19 protein-coding genes are annotated in these 18,594 nt (G+C 52.8%); 15 read left to right on the top strand and 4 right to left on the bottom strand.

Going from position 1 to position 18,594, the window contains the following annotated elements:
* Positions 1–34 precede the first annotated feature (34 nt).
* Both ACSHSR_RS12620 and ACSHSR_RS12615 read right to left on the bottom strand, forming a co-directional pair.
* A complete protein-coding gene (locus ACSHSR_RS12620) occupies positions 35–655 on the bottom strand; it encodes a DUF938 domain-containing protein (protein ID WP_045283381.1) in 621 nt (206 codons plus the stop codon).
* A 171-nt stretch (positions 656–826) separates the two neighbouring features.
* Positions 827–2,878 (bottom strand): bifunctional 2',3'-cyclic-nucleotide 2'-phosphodiesterase/3'-nucleotidase, encoded by a 2,052-nt coding sequence (locus ACSHSR_RS12615; protein WP_479630805.1) that lies wholly within the window; start codon positions 2,876–2,878, stop codon positions 827–829.
* Positions 2,879–3,314: 436 nt separating this feature from the next.
* On the opposite strand from ACSHSR_RS12615, the gene ACSHSR_RS12610 reads away from it, so the two are divergent.
* Positions 3,315–5,480 carry a M3 family metallopeptidase gene (locus ACSHSR_RS12610; RefSeq protein WP_117200608.1) on the top strand — a complete coding sequence of 722 codons (2,166 nt, stop codon included), beginning with the start codon at positions 3,315–3,317 and terminating at the stop codon, positions 5,478–5,480.
* Positions 5,481–5,544: 64 nt separating this feature from the next.
* A complete protein-coding gene (locus tag ACSHSR_RS12605; RefSeq protein ID WP_062793990.1) occupies positions 5,545–5,961 on the top strand; it encodes a GFA family protein in 417 nt (138 codons plus the stop codon).
* 93 nt (positions 5,962–6,054) lie between these two features.
* On the opposite strand, the gene ACSHSR_RS12600 is transcribed toward ACSHSR_RS12605, so the two are convergent.
* The gene (locus ACSHSR_RS12600) at positions 6,055–8,265 is read right to left on the bottom strand and encodes a M3 family metallopeptidase (protein WP_208186067.1); all 2,211 of its coding nucleotides are present in this window, start codon (positions 8,263–8,265) and stop codon (positions 6,055–6,057) included.
* Between the two features lie 205 nt (positions 8,266–8,470).
* Between ACSHSR_RS12600 and ACSHSR_RS12595 the strand changes: the two genes are divergently transcribed.
* Complete coding sequence (locus ACSHSR_RS12595) at positions 8,471–10,099, top strand: dipeptidase (protein ID WP_479631521.1); 1,629 nt, start codon at positions 8,471–8,473, stop codon at positions 10,097–10,099.
* Between the two features lie 193 nt (positions 10,100–10,292).
* On the opposite strand, the gene ACSHSR_RS12590 is transcribed toward ACSHSR_RS12595, so the two are convergent.
* Positions 10,293–10,697, bottom strand: a complete 405-nt coding sequence (locus ACSHSR_RS12590; RefSeq protein WP_123116176.1) for a GFA family protein — start codon at positions 10,695–10,697, stop codon at positions 10,293–10,295.
* Between the two features lie 545 nt (positions 10,698–11,242).
* Here ACSHSR_RS12590 and ACSHSR_RS12585 point away from each other — a divergent pair.
* The 12 genes from ACSHSR_RS12585 to ACSHSR_RS12530 all read left to right on the top strand — a co-directional run bounded on the left by ACSHSR_RS12585 (position 11,243) and on the right by ACSHSR_RS12530 (position 18,593).
* Positions 11,243–11,854, top strand: coding sequence for a LysE family translocator (locus ACSHSR_RS12585; RefSeq protein ID WP_028781056.1), 612 nt, complete (start codon positions 11,243–11,245; stop codon positions 11,852–11,854).
* A gap of 92 nt (positions 11,855–11,946) precedes the next feature.
* Positions 11,947–12,390, top strand: a complete 444-nt coding sequence (locus ACSHSR_RS12580; RefSeq protein WP_028781057.1) for a hypothetical protein — start codon at positions 11,947–11,949, stop codon at positions 12,388–12,390.
* Positions 12,391–12,468: 78 nt separating this feature from the next.
* Entirely contained in the window at positions 12,469–12,750 is a 282-nt protein-coding gene (locus ACSHSR_RS12575; RefSeq protein ID WP_045283386.1) for a 7(1) septoil knot domain-containing protein, read from the top strand.
* A gap of 41 nt (positions 12,751–12,791) precedes the next feature.
* Positions 12,792–13,211: a DUF6228 family protein gene (locus tag ACSHSR_RS12570; RefSeq protein WP_479630804.1), complete on the top strand. Its 420-nt coding sequence runs from the start codon at positions 12,792–12,794 to the stop codon at positions 13,209–13,211.
* A gap of 36 nt (positions 13,212–13,247) precedes the next feature.
* The gene (locus ACSHSR_RS12565) at positions 13,248–14,381 is read left to right on the top strand and encodes an alpha/beta hydrolase (RefSeq protein ID WP_208171009.1); all 1,134 of its coding nucleotides are present in this window, start codon (positions 13,248–13,250) and stop codon (positions 14,379–14,381) included.
* A gap of 69 nt (positions 14,382–14,450) precedes the next feature.
* Positions 14,451–15,308 carry a hypothetical protein gene (locus ACSHSR_RS12560; protein WP_117200611.1) on the top strand — a complete coding sequence of 286 codons (858 nt, stop codon included), beginning with the start codon at positions 14,451–14,453 and terminating at the stop codon, positions 15,306–15,308.
* A gap of 110 nt (positions 15,309–15,418) precedes the next feature.
* Positions 15,419–16,087, top strand: coding sequence for a Type 1 glutamine amidotransferase-like domain-containing protein (locus ACSHSR_RS12555; RefSeq protein ID WP_479630803.1), 669 nt, complete (start codon positions 15,419–15,421; stop codon positions 16,085–16,087).
* Positions 16,088–16,216: 129 nt separating this feature from the next.
* Positions 16,217–16,510, top strand: coding sequence for a hypothetical protein (locus tag ACSHSR_RS12550; protein ID WP_101059322.1), 294 nt, complete (start codon positions 16,217–16,219; stop codon positions 16,508–16,510).
* A gap of 44 nt (positions 16,511–16,554) precedes the next feature.
* Complete coding sequence (locus ACSHSR_RS12545; protein WP_208171011.1) at positions 16,555–16,860, top strand: hypothetical protein; 306 nt, start codon at positions 16,555–16,557, stop codon at positions 16,858–16,860.
* A 43-nt stretch (positions 16,861–16,903) separates the two neighbouring features.
* A complete protein-coding gene (locus ACSHSR_RS12540) occupies positions 16,904–17,287 on the top strand; it encodes a hypothetical protein (protein ID WP_107111202.1) in 384 nt (127 codons plus the stop codon).
* 271 nt (positions 17,288–17,558) lie between these two features.
* Entirely contained in the window at positions 17,559–18,140 is a 582-nt protein-coding gene (locus ACSHSR_RS12535) for a GAD-like domain-containing protein (RefSeq protein WP_025010481.1), read from the top strand.
* A 21-nt stretch (positions 18,141–18,161) separates the two neighbouring features.
* Complete coding sequence (locus ACSHSR_RS12530) at positions 18,162–18,593, top strand: hypothetical protein (RefSeq protein ID WP_208171012.1); 432 nt, start codon at positions 18,162–18,164, stop codon at positions 18,591–18,593.
* The last annotated feature ends 1 nt before the right edge of the window (position 18,594 follow it).

Raw genomic sequence — 18,594 nt, 5'->3', positions numbered from 1 at the left:
TTCGCGTAACTTTGTCTCGTGATTTTTTTCTCAGTTAGCGAGCCGTTTTGCGAATAAACTCCAGCAGGCGGTTATTGGCGGGCATGGCATGGTCCTGACAAAGCTCAAGTCCCTGGGCTGCGGCCAGCATCAGGATCCACTCTTGATCGCGAATGCCGCTTTGCGGATCGCGCTGCCTTAACATGGCATCGAACACCCGGTTGGAGTCGCTGCTGTAATCGCCTCGGTAGTTGAAGGGGCCATAGAGGCAGAAACGGCCGCCGCTTTGCAATACTTTGCCTATGCCGGTAAACATCGCCTCCACCATGGGCTGGCTCATGATATGCGCAGTATTGGCGCTATAGATGGCATCCGGCGCCGGCTCAGTTGCCGCCTGCGGCCAGGGTGAACATACCTCCAGAGTGATCACCTCGGCCAGGTTACTCGCCGGGAGTTTGGCATGCCAGGCGCGGATCCCATCCAGATACTGGGGCTGATCGCTGCATTGCCACACCAGATGCGGCAACTGCGGGGCAAAGTAGACCGAGTGCTGACCGGTTCCACTGCCTATCTCCAATACCCTGCGGCAGCCTGAAAATGCCTGTTTGAGTATTTTGAGTATCGGCTCGCGGTTGTTTTCACAGGCTTGGGAGAAGGGCGCGGGTATCGAAGACATAAAAGATTTCCTGCAATCTTGCCGTCGTGACGGCTGAGTGAGTCTGGTGTTTTATCGTACTGACTTTATAACATCGCCAGAGGTTTAAATCATGGCAAGACTAATCTTGCGAAGAACATAAAAAAGCGCCCCTGAGGGCGCTTGGGTCGTTTTCAGTCTCAGTCGACAGCCTTATTGGGCAGGCTTGAGATCTATGCGGTAGACGGCAAAGCCCAGCTCATCGGTACTCAGCTTGGTCATGGTCCTTTGCTGGTTGGCCTGGATGAAGTTGGCGGTCTTGTCACTGTCCTGGGTCGCAAAGCGGATATCCAGGGCAACAGCCGTATCTATACTCTTGAAGTCCCAGTTATAGTCGGCCGTGGGGTTGACCATGGCGTCATACTTGTCGGTTTCAGGATTGTACTTGGACTGCTCTGTGATGTAAGCCGCCAGAGCTTCACGGTTGGTGTCCGGCAGTTCCAGTACCACGTGCTCGCTGCCGGTGCCGGCAAACTTTCCGCCAAAGGCGCGGTAGTTGTTGGAGGCGACGATAAATTCCTTGGCCGCCAGGTTTTCACCTGTATAGACAGTGCCTTCGCTGTCGGTGAAGGCCAGATCCACAATTCGTGAGGCATCGGCATTGACCAGAGCACAATCCCGGTCGTATTTGCTCGGCTGTGTCACGTCTATCTTGTAGGACACGCCATCGATAACATCAAAGTTATAGGTGGGGTGGTTATAGTTCACTAGCTCCTGCGGCTCAGTGCTGGCAGGATCTATCTGGTTGAACTGGTTGGCTGAACACTCGAGCCAGTCTTTCAGCTCGGCGCCGTTGACCTTAACCGCTACCATAGTGTTGGGGTAGAGGTAGAGATCGGCGGCGTTCTTGAAGGTCAGCGGCCCCTTATCCACCATTACATACTGATCGGCATCACTGGTGGTGCTATGGCGGCCACCGGCCTTGAACGGCGCGGCTGCAGAGAGCACAGGCAATGACTTGAGCGCTTCCGGCAGTTTGGCCTTGACGTTGGCTATCTGGGCGTCGGAGACAATCTGCACAGTCGGGTCGTCCTGCACCAGCGTCAGGAAGCTGAACATGTCGGCGGCGGCTACCCCGATTGGCTGCTCGACAAAGGCGATGGTACCCTGGTGTTCCAGCTCAACCGCATCGTGAATGTCCTTATCGGCTTCCACCAGTGGTGTCTTGTTGGCACCGTCATAAATGGGGCGGGCCTCAGTGCGGGCCGAGAGCACAGTCCACTTGCCGTCTTTACGCTGCAGTTTGAAGTCGACCAGGCCCATGTTGTCGCCCCAGCGACCCGGCATCACGGCGGGGACACCGTTGAGCAGGCCTTTTTCTACATCTGTGTTGGGCAGGTCGGCATAGCGGGCATCGGGGAAGATGGAGTGGCTGTGGCCGAACATGATGGCATCAATGCCGTCGACATAGGTGAGGGCATAGGTGGCATTTTCGGCAGCAGGATCGCCTGGGTTTTCGGTGGAGCCAATGCCTGAGTGCGGAATGGCGATAATGATATCGGCGCCTTCAGCCTTCATTTGCGGCACAAATTTCCTGGCGCTCTCCACTATGCTCTCGGCGCGTACCTTGCCGGTGAGGTTCTGCTTGTCCCACAGCATAATTTGCGGAGGCACAAATCCTATATAGCCAATCTTGAGCTTGTGACTGTTGCCGTCAGTGTCCTTAACCTCGGTTTCCTTGATGAGGTAAGGAGTAAACAGGTTGTCACCTTTCTTGAGTCCCTTCCAGCAATCATCGGCATCACAATAGACGTTGGCGTTGACATAGGGGAACTGGGCGCCGGCGAGGGATTTCTCCAGAAAATCCAGGCCGTAGTTGAATTCGTGGTTGCCTATGTTACCCACGGCATAATCGAGCAGGTTCATTGCCTTGTAGGCGGGGTGCACTTCGCCATCGGCGATACCGACCTTGGCCATATAGTCGCCCATGGGGCTGCCCTGCAACAGATCGCCGTTATCGACCAATACTGTGTTGGTGACTTCTTTGCGGGCGGCATGGATCAGGCTGGCGGTACGGGCCAGACCTATAGTAGGGTCTTCCTTGCCGCTGTAATAGTTGTAATCCATGATGTTGGTGTGCAGATCTGTGGTTTCCAAAACCCGCAGATCCACGCTCACCGTTGGCTCATCCTTGTTGTCACTGCCACAGGCACTGAGACCCATTGCGGCGGCAACCGCCAGTGTTACTAATGTTTTAGTTTGCATTGTTTACTACTCTTGGTTTTTATTATCGACCCCGGGAGATTATCCCGTCCATCATCTGGTTAAATCACTGTTAATCATGTGATTAATCTGGTTAACCAAGGCGCAGTATACCCAAAGGCGGCGACACTTATGTGACATCGGCCGTTAAAAACGGGTGACAATTTGTGACAAGTGGCAAATAAATGTCCGCTTACTGTCCCGGTTGTTCAAAACTTGTTCCAGTGATCGCAAGAGGCCCGACTTTGGCGCTGAATTTCTGCTCAGTCATGTCGGCTCCATGGGGGAGGGCAGAATTTCTTACAGTTAAGTCATTGTCCAAATAGCGGAAGAGTTGTTAAGGTAATGGCGGGAATCAACAGGGCTGTTGCCCCGCCGAGACAGGTGTCCCGGGTATTCAATCATAACTAAGCAATAGCCTGCCGTTAATGGAGTCAAGATGCGTAAGACATTAATCGCCACCGCCATAGGCGCTGCACTGGTGCTGAGTGCCTGTGCCGAACAGCAAACTAATGAAACCGTCAGTAATGCCCCGGCCAAAGAAGCGAGCCAAAGTATGCCAGAGGCAAAAAGCACCGAACAAACAGCAAGCAATGTGCTGCTCAGCCCAAGTCCGCTGCAGTATCATGCCCCGCAGTTCGACAAGATAAAAATCGCAGACTATCTGCCGGCCTTTGAAGCCGGGATCAAGGAACACAACCAGCAAATTGCCGGCATAATCAACAACAGCGAAGCCGCTTCGTTTGATAACACCATAGTGGCGATGGAAAAGACCGGCGCCATTCTCAATCGTACTTCCAGGGTCTTCTTCAATCTGGCCGGGTTGATCTCCAACGATGAGTTTCAGGCCATTCAAGGGGAAATCGTTCCCAAGCTTACCGAACACAGCGACAATATTTTCCTCAATCCCAAGTTGTTTGCCCGGGTTGAAGCTGTCTACAACCACAAAGATAGCCTGAGCGCGCAAGATCAGCGCCTGGTGGACTTCTATTACAATCAGTTCGTCCGTGCCGGCGCCAAATTGAGCGAAGCCGACAAGACCCAAATGCGTGAGCTCAACGGTGAGCTGGCCACATTGTCGACCGAGTTTTCGCAAAACATTCTCAAGTCGTTCAAGGATGATGTGATCCTGGTGACCGATAAGGCGCAGCTCAAAGGCTTGAGTGAGGATGAGATAGGCGCCCTGGCCAACGCCGCCAAGGAAGCGGGTAAAGAGGGCTACCTGATAAGCCTGGTGAATACCACCCGCCAGCCACTGCTGTCGAGCCTGGAAGACAGAGGCCTGAGAGAGAAAATTTGGCAGACTTCGGCCAATCGCGCCATGGCCAGCAATGGTCCTATCGTACTCAAGCAGGCACAGTTGCGCGCCGAAAAGGCCAAACTGCTGGGTTATGAAACCTGGGCTGACTATGTACTGGCCGATCAGATGGCCGGTAATCCGGATGCGGTATTTGCCATTTTGGATGACCTGGCACCCAAGGCCGTTACCAAGGCTAAGGCTGAAGGCAAGGATATCCAGGCGCAAATCAAGGCATCCGGTGCCGACTTTGAGCTGCAGCCATGGGACTGGGCCTTCTATGCCGAGCAGGTTCGCAAGGCCAAATACGATCTGGATGAGAGCCAGATCAAGCCCTACTTCGAATTCAATACCGTGCTGAATGACGGCATGTTCTACGCCATGCAGAAGTTCTACGGCATCACAATGAAAGAGCGCAAGGATCTGCCGGTATGGCAGGAAGATGTCCGCGCCTGGGAAGTATTCAACGAAGACGGCAGCTCCATCGGGCTCTTCTATCTGGACCCTTACGCCAGAGTAGGCAAGAACGGCGGCGCCTGGATGGATGAGTACGTGACCCAAAGCTTCCTTTTGGATAACAAGCCTGTGGTGTACAACGCGCTCAATATTCCCAAGCCAGCCGAAGGTCAGCCTACGCTGATGACCTTTGATGAAGTGACTACCATGTTCCATGAGTTTGGCCACGGCATTCACGGTTTGTTCTCGCTGGTGAAATACCCAAGCCTGGCTGGTACCGCTACTCCAAGGGACTTTGTTGAGTTCCCATCCCAGGCCAACGAGGATTGGGCCACAGATCCGGACGTTTTGGCTCACTATGCCAAACATTACAAAACCGGCGAGCCAATTCCGCAAGCCTTGCTGGAAAAAGTGCGAGCAGCGGCTACCTTCAACCAGGGCTATGACACGGTAGAGTATCTGGCCGCAGCGCTGCTTGATATGGAGTGGCACTCACTCAAGGCCGGTGAACAAGTGGCGGACGTTAAATCCTTCGAAGCCAAGGCCCGTGCCAAACATGGCCTGGATTACGCGCCTGTGTTGCCACGTTACCAGTCGACTTATTTCAGCCATGTATTCGGTGGCGGTTACTCGGCCGGATATTATGCTTACCTGTGGACCGAAGTGTTCGCTGCCGACGCCTTTGCCCATACCATGGCAGAAGGTGGCCTCAAACGAGCCAATGGTGACAAGTATCGTCAGGCAATTCTCTCCAAGGGGAACAGTGAGGATCTGATGCAGGACTACATCCAGTTCCGCGGCCAGAAACCCACAGTGGATGCGCTGCTCAAGCGCCGAGGCCTGGTAGACTGAAACCTTTGATAACACCCGCCAAATGGCGGGTGTTTTTTATCCCTCAAATAAGATGATAAAAGCTATGGAAGCTATTCGTTATCCCATCAAGGGCAGTTGCCAGTGCGGCGCTGTCAGTTATCGCTTGTTGGCGCCGCCGCAGATGGTGGTGGCCTGCCACTGCAAGGAATGCCAGAAACTGTCCACCAGTGCCTTCAGCATCACGGCGATTGTCAGAGCCGAAGATATAGAATTCAGTGGCGAACTGAGCCATTGGCAGCGTGGTTCGGCCAGCGGTAATATCAGCGCCGCCAAGTTTTGTGGTCGCTGCGGCAATCGTATCTATCACTACAACCCGGCAGAGCCGCAGAGTATCAAGCTCAAGCCCAGTAACCTGGAAGATACCCGTATCATTCAGCCGAGTGCCCATGCCTGGGTCAGTGAAAAGCAGGACTGGTTTGTTATCCCGCCCGGAGTCAAGCAATACACCGGTCAGCCTTGAGAAAGCCCAGCCCTGATAAAGAACTAAAAAAGCCGTTCACTCAGTGAACGGCTTTTTGATTGCGCTGCTGGACATTGCTAATCCGGCAAGCGTTTATTCCGCCAGCAGGCCGCGACTGCGCAGCAGTGGCTCAATGGCGGCTTCCTGACCACGGAACGCCTTGTAAAGCGCCATAGGATCTTCACTGCCACCGCGCTCAAGGATGTTACTGCGGAACGCCTTGGCGGTAGCCGGGTCAAAAATACCGTTTTCCTTGAAGGCCTCAAAGGCATCGGCGCCGAGAATGTCAGACCAGATATAGGAGTAATAACCGGCCGAATATCCTCCGGAGAAGATGTGGCTGAAGTAGGTGGAGCGATAGCGCGGAGCTATCTCAGAGATCAGCCCCATATTGCTCAGCGATTGCTGCTCGAAGGCGGCCGCATCCTGAGGTTCGGTGACGCTGCTGCTGTGCCAGTCCAGATCCAGCTTGGTGGCTGCCATGTATTCCACCGTGGCGAAACCCTGGTTGAACTTGCTGGCGGCGCGGATCTTGTCTACCAGGCTCTGGGGGATCACCTCACCGGTTTGATAGTGCTTGGCAAAATGCGCCAGCACATCCGGTTGAGTCATCCAGTTTTCCATCACCTGTGACGGGAACTCCACATAGTCGCGGGGCACGGAAGTGCCGGACTGGGAACGATACTCCACCTTGGACAGCAAGGCATGCAGCGCATGGCCGAATTCATGGAACAGGGTACCTGCTTCATCGAAAGTCAGCAGCGTCGGCTCATCGCCACTGGGGCGAGGGTAATTGAGTACGTTGACTATGATGGGCTGCTCGTTGATGCCATCGACCACCGCCTGGCGGCGATAGGCATTGGACCAGGCGCCGCCGCGTTTGCTGTCACGTACATAGTAATCGCCAAAGAAGATACCGATAACGCTGCCATCTTTATCTTTCACCTCGAAGGTGCGTACATCCGGGTGATACTTGGGCAGATCGTCACGCTCGGTGACACTGATGCCATAGAGGCGGTTGGCGGTGTAGAACACGCCCTTGAGGGTGTTTTCCAGAGAGAAGTATGGCTTGGTCTGCTGTTCGTTAAAGCTGTACTTGGCGACGCGTATCTTGTCGGCATAGTACCACCAGTCCCAGGCGGCCAGTTTGAAGTCCTTGCCTTCGCTGTCGATAAGCTTTTGCATCTCGGCCTTTTCGGCTTCGGCCTGGGCCAGGGCGGCGGGCCAAATTTTATCCAGCAGGGCGTAGACATTTTCCGGAGTCTTGGCAGTACGCTCTTCCAGCACATAGTGGGCGTGGCTCGGATAGCCCAGAAGCTGGGCTCGTTTGGCTCTAAGAGCCGCCAGCTCTGCCAGCACCTTCTTGTTGTCGTGGGCGTTGTCGTTGTTACCGCGCTCGATATAACCCTTGTAGAGTTTTTCTCTCAGCTCACGATTATCGGCATAGGTCAAAAACGGGGTGACGGAGGGGCGTTGGGTGGTAAATACCCACTTGCCGGGATGGCCGCGCTTGATGGCCGCCTGGGCGGCAACGTCAATCACATCCTGCGGCAGACCGGCCAGATCGGCCTGCTTGTCTATCACAAGTTCAAAGTCGTTGGTTTCTGCCAGCACATTATCGCCGAACTCCAGGCTCAGCTTGCCAATCGCTTCATTGAGCTTTCTAAGCTCCGCCTTACCGGCGTCATCCAGGTTGGCACCGCCGCGGCTGAAGCGTTTGTAGGTGTCTTCGAGCAGTTTCTGTTGCGCCGGGTTAAGTACCAGCTGATCTTTTTGCTGATAGACAGTCTTAACCCGCTGAAACAGGGCGTTGTTCAGGTAAATATCATCGCGGCTGGAAGACAACAGCGGGGATACTTCCTTGGAGATCTTCTGCAGCTCGGCAGAGGTGTCGGCGCTGGTGAGGTTATAAAACACCCCTGACACTTTGGTCAACAAGGCGCCACTGCGCTCCATGGCTTCTATGGTGTTGGCAAAGTCAGCGGCGGCCGGATTATCTATGATGGCTTGAATCTCTGCCTTGCGCTCGGCAATCCCTTGTTTGAAGGCCGGCAGGTAATGCTCGGACTTGATGCGATCAAAGGCGGGGATTTCAAGGTAAGTATTCCAGGGCTGGAAGAAAGGGTTGTCCCGGGTATGTTCGGCCTTGGCAGCGGCTGGGTTTGTGCCTGTGCCATTCTGGAGAGCAGGCGCTTGGGTTTGGGCAGATGTGTCGCTCTGGGATACAGGCTGGTTGTCGCAGGCGCTCAGTGTCAGCGCCAATCCCAGGGCCAGAGCCACTGGAGAGAGGGTCATTCCCTTCATTGTTATTCCTCTATGCTGGTGTTTATCTCCCGTATGGCGCAGCGGGCCGCGCCGAAGCCGTCCTTAGTAACATGCCGTATTGAAAAAGGCCAATTTTGTCCTGTTTAGTTTGTAACAAAATTTAGCGAATGCAGTATCGAAACTGTATCTGTGGCACACTCTCAGGCCATTGAAAATAAAAGATAACAAAAACCACCCTGCCATGATGATAAGAACACTTTCCCGTTTATCCCTGTCGCTGTCCCTGTGCGTGTTCGCTCCTTTTGTAAGTGCAAAGAGCGGCCTTACGGCTCAGCCCTCGAGCCAGGTTTCAAGCCATATTTCAAGCGTAAGCGCTGCCCAAGGTACAGAGTCTGCATTGAGTCAAGTCTCGCCACTGTCGAAAACCTTGGCCCAGTACAGCCTTGACCGCTACGGCAGCGAGATGGAACAGAGCCTCGCCGAGTTGGTGCGCTTCAATACCGAGGCTATCCTAGGGTTGACGCCCGACACCAATCCGGAATTCATCGGCTTCAAGCAGGCGCTCAAGGCCCAGGCTGAGCAGTTGGGGCTGGATTATGCCGATCACGGTTATGTGCTCTTGATAGGCCTTGGCGAAGACAGGGGCGGCGGCGCTAATAAGCTTGGCATAATTACCCATGGGGATGTGCAACCGGCCAATTCAACGCTTTGGCACCAGAGTCCCTATCAACTGGATACTCAATCGCAACCGGGCAAGTTGATAGGCCGCGGCACCGAAGATGATAAGGGGCCGATAGTCACCGCCATGTACGCCATGAAGGCGCTCAAGGACAAGTCGGTAAAACTGAATCGCCGCATTGAGCTCATGGTATATCTGGCCGAGGAGTCGGACTGGGAGCCGCTGAAAGTGTTTCTCAAGGACTATCAAGCGGCCGATATGAATATCACCATAGACGCCGAATATCCTGTAGTCACCGCCGAGAAGGGCTGGAGTCAGATAAAACTCACGATACCTGAACCAAAAGTCAAGGCGCCTAATTTCGATAAACCGCAACTGCAGCATTTCAGCGGTGGCTCCTTTGCCAGTCAGATCCCCCAGCAGGCCTTGGCCCTGATCCGCGGAGCCGACAGCGCCATGGTCAGCCGTTTGCAACGCGTCGCAGAAGCCCAGCAGGGGATGCGCTATGATTTTACCCTGGATTTCGACAGCCTGGAGATCGCCGCCAACGGCAAATCTGCCCATTCCTCAACCCCTGAAGATGGTGTCAATGCAGTGACTCATCTGGCTGCGCTGTTGGAGTCTGAGACATTCGCGCCGAGCCAGTCGGCATTAACCCTGGCATTTATCAATGAAATGATAGGCTTGGACCTCTATGCCGAGCGCTTTGGCGAGCTGGGCTATAGTGATGATTTTATGGGCCCTATGTCGCTGGCGCCGACTGTGGTGGAGTGGGGACAGGGTGGTACCAGCATTACGCTTAACCTAAGGCGCCCCATAGGCAAGAGCCCGGAAACCTTGGATAAACAGCTGTCCGCGGCGCTGGCCGGTTGGCAGCAATCCCACGGCGTGACTCTGGTCGATGTCAGCAGCTATTGGGGCGAGCCTAAGGTGATGGATAAGGCGCCGCATCTGCAAACCCTGCTCAATGTGTTTGCCGAGTTTACCGGTATTGCCGATCCCAAACCTGTTGCTATTGGCGGCTCCACCAACAGTAAACTGTTTCCCAATGCCCTCAGTTTTGGTCCGGCCATGCCGGGTGTCGAGTATACAGGCCACAGTGAATATGAGTTTATCACCCGCGAGCAGTTGCAGCTGAACCTTAAGATGTACACCGCTGCCATGGTGGAGTTGGCGGTAAACCCGGGATCATAAGTCTAGGGAAGGTGCGAATAAGTCCCATGTGTGCTCTGCGTCGGCTTACAGGCCTGAATGCAAGGGGGGCGCAGCAAATGGCCCTAGTCCTTTACAATACTTCCCTAAGCTGCCGAGATAATCGCTCTTGAGTAAAAGTAAAGTCATGCGGACCGGGAGTGGCGCTATCATCACAGGGCGGTGCCTTATACTCTTAAACCGGGCCCTGCTCCAGGCCGGGCACTTGTTCCAAAGCCTGATCCCAAGCGGCGCGTGTCTGACAAAAAATGTGCGCCTGGGGAGTCAGGCCCGGCTCATCATCCAGGCTGCCTGCGGGTATTTGCAGTAGGTGGCCACCCTCGACCGCTTTGGGCAGCGGCGAGCCGCAAACGGCACAAAAGTGGCGGCTGTGGCGGGTACCTGGCAGGGTAAACGCAGTAATGGCGTCCTGGCCACTGAGCCAGGTTAACTCGGCGCTGTCTGAAAACAGATTGGCACTGTGGGCCGAACCTGAATCCTTGCGGCAACGACTGCAGTGACACAAAAAGAACTGCTGCAGCTCAGCGCTGATTTCAAAACGAACCTTGCCGCAAAGGCAACTGCCTCGATAGTGCTTCATGTTCCCTCCTTGGTGTTGATAGGTTACTCCCTTTCGAGCTCGTCCCAAAATCTTGGCTGCCCCTCCAGGCTCCCTGGCTCAAGGAATAAGCAAACGAGTTTACTCTAATGGGATGGACCGGGAAACAGCAAATCCTGTTGGCACCATAACCAGCGCGATTTTGCACCCAAAGAAGCGGCTTTGGCCTTCGGGAAATCTTCTTGTAATCTGTGACTTGCTTGGGTATGGTCGCCATAACTATCAATGAGATACAGTACAAGCTCCTGAAGTATTCAAGGATGTTTCAGCGACGAAAAGGATTGTCGGTTCCGCGGTAGCTATCGCCGATTGAATTCAAGGTTCGGCGCGCTCTCTTGTTTACTCTTTACCGGATGTTGATTCTCCAGCACATCAAACTCGTGCGCCTGGGTTATGGTGATGATTTGAGCTTATCGCTTATCCATGTTTGCGGGTTTGCGAGGTTGCAGGCCCTATATCTATGATAATGATTGGCACATTTGAATGGATTAAGGGTTTTTGACAGTTTTATCAGTTCAGGAATAAAAATGGACAACTATTTTGTGTATTTCGGTGTTGCCATGGCCACCATTCTCTTGCCTGGGCCAGCGGTGATGCTGACCGTCAACAACTCGATTCAACGCGGCTTGCTCAAGACCTTTGCCGGTATCTTTGGGGTCGCACTGGCTATTTTGTTTGTTGCCTTGATCTCGGCCACCAGTTTGGGGGTTGTGTTGGCCAGTTCAATACTGGCCTTTACTGTAATTAAGTTTATTGGCGCCGCTTATCTTATCTATCTTGGCCTGAAAATGTTCCGAGCCAAGGGTGGTGGCACCAGCAGCGCTCATTTACAGCAAGGCAGCGCTCGCAAGTGTTTCGCCGAAGGATTTTTAGTCTCCATCTCCAACCCCAAGGCGATCGTGTTTTTTATGTCGATATTCCCGCAGTTTATCGACCTGCAGCGGGAATACGCTCCTCAGTTTGCCTTACTCGCCGCAACCTTTAGTGGATTGGTGATCCTTATTCACACTCTGTATGCCCTGTTTGCTTCCATTGCCAAGACCAAGCTGGCTTCCGGTAAGGGAAGCTCAGTGCTGAATAAGCTAAGCGGCGGCGTCTTTGTCTGCTTCGGCATAGGCCTCGCCGCATCAAGCCGCTAGTGTCACAGGGGGTTATGGCATGAGCTTTTAAATAGGATGATCTCAAGCGGGTTGTTGGTATCTTCAACAAGCTTGCAGAATAAAAGGGATTTATGAAGAAAATCATAGTGGTATCAATTGCGCTGTTGCTGTCAGGCTGCGTAACTCAAGTCGATAAGTTTTCCTATCTGAAGCAATGGAATGATAGCTGGCAAGCATGTGATCGTCAGGGCAAGACATCGACACTCACATTCCCCGCCAGCCCTTGGTTCAACGCTCTGGCACGTGAAGACAAGATAGCAGTGTTGATTTACCTGAATGAGTTAAAAGACTATCAGTGTACTGAGGATGAAGCACTGAGACTCAAAGCGGTACTCGCCGATGCCGATATCACCACACTCAACGACTTGCTCAAAGGTTTTATCTATTTTGAGGCGCCGGACAAAGAGGCGATACAACACCTGGATCAGAGTCAGGTTGAGGCGCTGGCAAAGGCTATCGACGGGCCTTTTAACCCGCTGAAAGTGGCTGAAGATTTAGGCATGCTACAGCCCTGAGTGTTCAGGCATCACAGGCGTGGCATTTAGATATAAGAGGCAAAACCACCAAGAGCCAAGCTACAACAGGGAGGTTTTATGGCGCTTATTTATGAGGTTCAGGTTCGGGGAGCGGCCAAGGTGCTGGTACATGAAGTCAGCTCCCGCGCGGCCGCCGATCTATTGGTTTATCGAGTCGACAGCCGCGGCGCTACACACAATCAGGATAGTCTCTGGTGTCAGGTGGCGAGCCGCTCAATGGCTACGTCACTCATTCATTGGGTCAGCCATCGTGGCACGGCCGATCTACTGGTGTATTTTGTCAGCAGCCGCGGAGCCAGTGGTTGGCAAACTCAGCACCCGCTCAAAGGCCGTTTGTAACCCGGCTGCTTTTAAATCCAGGTAAAGAGGACGCCGGAAAGGTGAAAGAATGGATATTGAAAAACAGCTTTGGCTGCTCTGTGCGTTTTCATGAACCCGAGCTGGACACCAGTGGCTGGCTTAAACACTATTGCGTGACCATCTCGGGAGAAGGCATGCAGGCAAGTGTGAGGGTGGATAATCTTCCCTACGGACGGAACCCGGCGGATTTCTTTGAGGAGCTTGCCCGGCAGTGGCAGGGTTGGCAAGGCGAGCAAAGCTGGGCTGCCATAGAAGGTGAGTACAGTCTTGTGGCAACGACAGATGCCTGTGGCCATCTGCTATTGACCGTCAGCCTTTTAGCCAAAGGTGGTTTTCCTGCCTGGAGCGCCGAGGTGAGTCTGGCGATAGATGCCGGGCAGTTGCAGGCATTGGCGATGAATGGCAAAGATTTCTTTTATCCCGTGCCGGCCGGCCTTTGAATGCCCTTTAAAGACGTTTTACTGACAAGGATTTCCATGAGATTCGTATTTTTGCTTTGTGCCTTGCTGTCGCTGACTGTATTGGCCGAAGAGCAGCGTTTTACACTTGCGGCCGGGCTTATCGATGAAGCCGTGACAGTTCAGGTTGCTTTGCCCGAGAGTTATCGACATTCAGACAGTTTTCACTACCCCTTGCTGTTGGTACTTGATGGTTCGACTCAGTTTCATCATGTGGCATCCAGCGTCGGCTTTCTGAGCACATACGCCATAGTACCGGAAATGATAGTGGTGGGCATAAGCACCCGCGACAGACTCAAGTACTTTACTCCCACAGAGCCGAAAGATTTCGCCGCAAGGGCGGGAAAGGCCGATGTTTATAACCGTTTTATCGCAGAGGAACTGCTGCCTACATTGAGTGAACGTTACCGTCTGGCGCCTTACCGGATGATATTTGGCCACTCTTTGGCCGGGCTTTACAGCAGTTATCAGGCGCTCGGTCCGGCATCTTCCTTCAATGCCGCGATAGCCATTAGTCCCAGCCTCTGGTGGGACGATGGTGCCTTGATTACAGATTACGACAAATACCAGACTCGCGAGCGCAAAGCGCCCATGCGCTGGTTTCTCAGTATGGCGAGTGAGCCAGGCGAGATGGCGCAGGCTTTTGACGCCATGCTGCAAAAACTGGAAACCAAGAAGCCGTCAAAGCTACAGGTTTTCAATGCCCGTTTTGCCCGAGAAACCCACGACAGCACTCCCTTGATTGGCAATGTCGAGGGGCTTAAAGCCATCTTCAGTGGCTGGAACGCGGTACCACAAGTCGATGTGATGTCGCTGCAACAACTGCAGGCGTTCTACAGGGGAAAAACTGCCGAGTATGGCTATACCTTTCCGTTGTCGGCACATCAATTCAATGTATACGGCCTAAAGGCCGCCTATGAGGGCCAAACTGCCTGGGGCGTTGCCATATTGGAGCAAGGAGTAGAGAAATTCGCTCGCTCGGAAATCCTTTGGGACAGCTTGGCAACGGCCTATACGCTTAACCAACAGCTCGATAAGGCAATGGCGGCTTCTATCAAGGCGCTGCAATTGGCCAGGCTGCATGGTTCGGTTTTTCTCGAAGAGATTATGACTCAGAACCGGGCGCTTGAGCAAAAACTGAGTCAGCCCTAACTCAGGTCTTTTACCTACCAAGCCCGGGATTTCCCGGAGAAGATTTACACCTGTTATGAGAGGAATGTCGTGTTTCGTGGATTAAATGAGATAAAACAACATATTGAAGAAGGCAATCTGGACTATTTGCGCCAGCATATGCCGAAAGCCTGGTCCCAATATATGTTCAGGATAGAGAAAGACCCGGCCGGGCTTGAGATCATCTCTTATCTCAGGGCGAACGCCGTTATCAAGGACTATCAAATCTATTACCTTATGTATTGCCGTGTGACGTATTATTCCGAGCCGAAGCAGTTTACGCCGCTATTTGACATCATCAAAGTCAACGGCCCGGATGGCAGCTTGGTCGAAGACGACCCTGAACATCTTTACCGGCTGTGTCACGATGTTTATCTCGGTTTTATTAGCGCGTTTATTTCAGTGGGTGGCCGCTTGGACCATAACCGGTTGTTGGCATTGGTCTTCGCAGGAGAGTCTGACGCTTACGCCATTTTTAATTTTCTACTGCCCAGATACGCCTTCTCCCATGAGGCACTGGCTACGGCGGCGGCCTGTTTGTTTTACAATGAATACCATTTGAATGGAGCCGGTGAACAGGCTTTGGCTGCCTTGCTAAGTCGGGGCATAGCGTTGGATTACTGCTTTGATGATGACAGTGAATTCGGCGAATATGCTTGCTTGGCGGCATTGATCTTCGGTCACAACCCAAAAAGGTTTAACCAGCTGTATGCCGATGGTGTCGAGCAGGCGCTTGTCGACAGTTTCGATTGGTCGCTCTTACTTACCGAGCATGAACTGACTCTTGAGCATATTGAAGCCCTTAAGCTGTTGTCCCGCAGCGCTGCGTTACCCATAGATGAGATTGGCGAATGCCTGTTAGAAAGAGAAGATGAAGCACTGCTGGCTGCTTTTGACTCCCTGCGCTGATGTCTTGGGCTGAATAACTTTATCAATCACGGCGCGAATGGCCGTTGAGGCTGTGAGCGGGAAACTCAGGGTGTTGCAAGAAACTGCCGACTTTCAAGGAGCGAAAAAGTATGAATCTACTGCTGCTCAGTAATCACCAAAGCGCAACCGGCCATAAGGCGCTAGCGTTTGTTATTGAGGCTTTGGGGCTTAAAGGACAAGTCGGTGGTTACATAGGTTCAGAGCCTGATCCCGAGGGAGATTTCTACCGGCCAACACAGGCGTTTTATCAAGGCCTTGGCATAGGTCTCAACACCTACCTGGATTTTGAGCAGGGTTTTAACGACACTGTGATGCAGACGTTACTGGATAAGCCTTTAGTGCATCTCTCGGGCGGGGATACTTACCGTTTTTTGCGCGGCTTGCATAGTCGCAATCAACAGCAGAAACTCAAGAGTTATGCTGCATCCGGACATCTCCTGGTTGGTGTCAGTGCCGGCGCCATGCTGCTGACCGCCTACATAGAAACCGCGGTGCTTTGTGGTGACAGCAATACAGTGGGCCTTGAAAACCTGAAGGCGCTGGGCTTGGCCGACCTTTTATTTGTGCCCCATGTGGTTCATTCGCAGAGCCGAGACCAATCCCATGGCCTCAGCCAAAAACAGCGTGCAAAGCAATTGGCAGAGCGGCATGGTTTGCCCGTTTATCTCTGCTCGGATGAAGACGCTCTGGCCATTATTGATGGCTATCTTCACTGTTTTGGCGCACCGGAGATCATCCTGCCAGAGGCTATCGCCTGAGTTTTGCAGTGCAGCAGTGCCCGTTCATCTGGATGACAAACCTCATCTATTGGGGTAGTTTGAACATTATTGATGGCTTATGCCAACAAGGCCTTAAGGAAGCAAGGCATCACCCAAGAGGAAGCAAGGATGACAGCAGAACTGATCAAATCGTCAATGACTACAGTGCAGAATGGAGTGGCCAAAGCCGATGGCAAAATCTCCTTGACCGGCAATGAACTCAGGTTTGTGCCTTTCAATCAGCAACTGGGGCTGGGGCCCTACACACTCAAGCGTGATGATATCTGCGCGGTAGAAAAGTGTCTGGCTACTGGCGGCGGTATTTTCCCTATATCGGCAGATGCGCTGCGGGTCATTCTCAATGATGGCAAACGCTATGAGTTTATTCTGGCAGATACCTCAGAGTGGCTTACGCTGCTGTAATTTAGTGCCTCTTTCGGCAAAAGCGGCATAGTCGGGAGCTGGGTATGAAAGTATTGGCAATGTCTCAAGCGCAATGGTACCTGTTGGAGCATGAAGGACAACTATATCTGGATGTGCTTTGCCGACATAACAACCGCTTTATGATCCAGCTCAATGGGCAGGAAATGGCGGAATATCGCCGTTCCGGCAATCTATTTCTCGGGCAACTGGCCCGTGATATTCAATATGCAGTACCTATCCTCAAGGGCGCCCGTTCCAGCTTCCAGGGGCGGGATCAGCGTCGTCAATTGGGTGAAGTGGCCACCACCGCCGAATGTGAATGGCTGGCGGCCAAAGAAGCTGAGCAGTGACCAACTGAGAAACAGCCTCAAAAAGAATTTTATAAGGAAAACCGTGCAAGCAGTGTTTAAGCAAACCGAGGGCGATTACCTCGAAGCCGTTATTGAAGTGGCGGGGCAGCCGCTTACTGTGATGGATGAATTCGGTGGTGACAGCCTGACTTATGGTGAGATCATTGATATTGAGCTGAGCGTCGGTATCGCCTGTGAACAGGAGGATCAAAACACCATGTTGGCCGGCAACCCGGAGGGGTTAAGGCAGCTGCAGCATATTCAGGGATGGAGCTACCGCGCATTTGGCACCATAACCGATATTACCCAAGGTGCTGTTATAGATGTCGGCCTATGTCGGCTGGAGGCACCTTTCGATAGCAATATTAGCGGCGAAAGCATCGCCTTCACCATTTTACGGCTCGATGCCAGGGTTGTACCACAATAAGCTCAGACTGATGCCTTAAAGCTTGTCGCCGAGAGTTTTGCGATCGAATAGATATTGCGGACAAATATCGATACTGTCTCAGCGATTTTTGGGCTTTGTGTATAGCCGGTGCGTCTCTCGGGATTGCAATCATGCTATCAAAGGCCGCATAATCGGCAACGGGCTTATCCACGCCCCATGTCTAAGTGCCTGCTAAGGCTTTCAAATCAAGGTCACGGAAAACCCAAGGTTTTGTGACAGTTATTCTGATAGGAAAAGGAATTTTACCTCAATGCTTCTGCAATCTTTTATCGACCATCTGCCACCCGGCGCAGATATCAAATCAGTATCGGCGCCAACTCTTGCCAAATATCAGGACCATTTGCCCGAGTGCTTATTGGAACTGTGGCAACAACATGGCTTTGGCCACTATGGTGATGGTTTAATCCAACTTATTGATCCGGATGAATACCTGGACAATCTCTGGGGCTGGCTGATGTTGGATGAAGACATGAGTCGCATCCCGTTCGCTATCAGCTGTTTTGGCGACATTTTTTATTATCGGCTCCTGAGCGACGAAGGGGATGAAGATATCGCCTTTATCGATCCCCACACTTCGCAGACAGATGTGCTCACCTGGAGCATGGAAGATTTCTTCAACGACTGGTGTTGTGACGATGAAGTGCAAGCCAGTTTCTTCAGGAAGAAGGATCTTCAGCAAGTCAGTGACCTGCAAGGCAAGCTGCAGCAGAACCAGATCTACTTTTACACCCCGGCACTGCGTCTCGGTGGTGAGCCTGCCATTGATAAGACTCAAAGAGGCGATGCCAGGGTTCAGCTGGACTTATTGCTGCAATTGGCACTTGAAGCCTAACCGCGAGAACAGGAGGAGAAATTGAACCGGGCAGCAGTCATAGTCTACTGGTTGGTCTGTTTGTATACGCTTGGCAAGCTGGTTTTGTCGGCGCACTGGGCCATGTTTATCGATTTCCCCTCCATGCTTGGCGTTATTGCTCCCGCCCTGGCTTGTTGGTTTACCCCTTTGGCTGCGACAAGGCGCGCCAAATTACGGGGTGCCATCAAAGTATGCTGGTTGGCCGCCGGGCTTATGTTTATTTACGGTTTGCTGCGGGTTTTGATGCAAAGCTTAGGCGGCGCCGAAACCATCATGGCCGGTTTGGGCGTGGCCTTGTTGCCGCTGTTTTACATTTTAATCATTAACTTATTTGCCGCGCCATATCTGTTCTTTGGTGCCGCTCGGCAAGTGGGCTCCAATCAGGCTCTGAGCACAAAGCGGCATATTGGAGAAGCGAGCCAAGCAGAGTGAG

It is taken from the genome of Shewanella sp. VK101 (assembly GCF_056497865.1).
The sequence above is the reverse complement of the archived record's forward strand: the minus strand, read 5'-3'. Positions and strand labels throughout refer to the sequence as shown.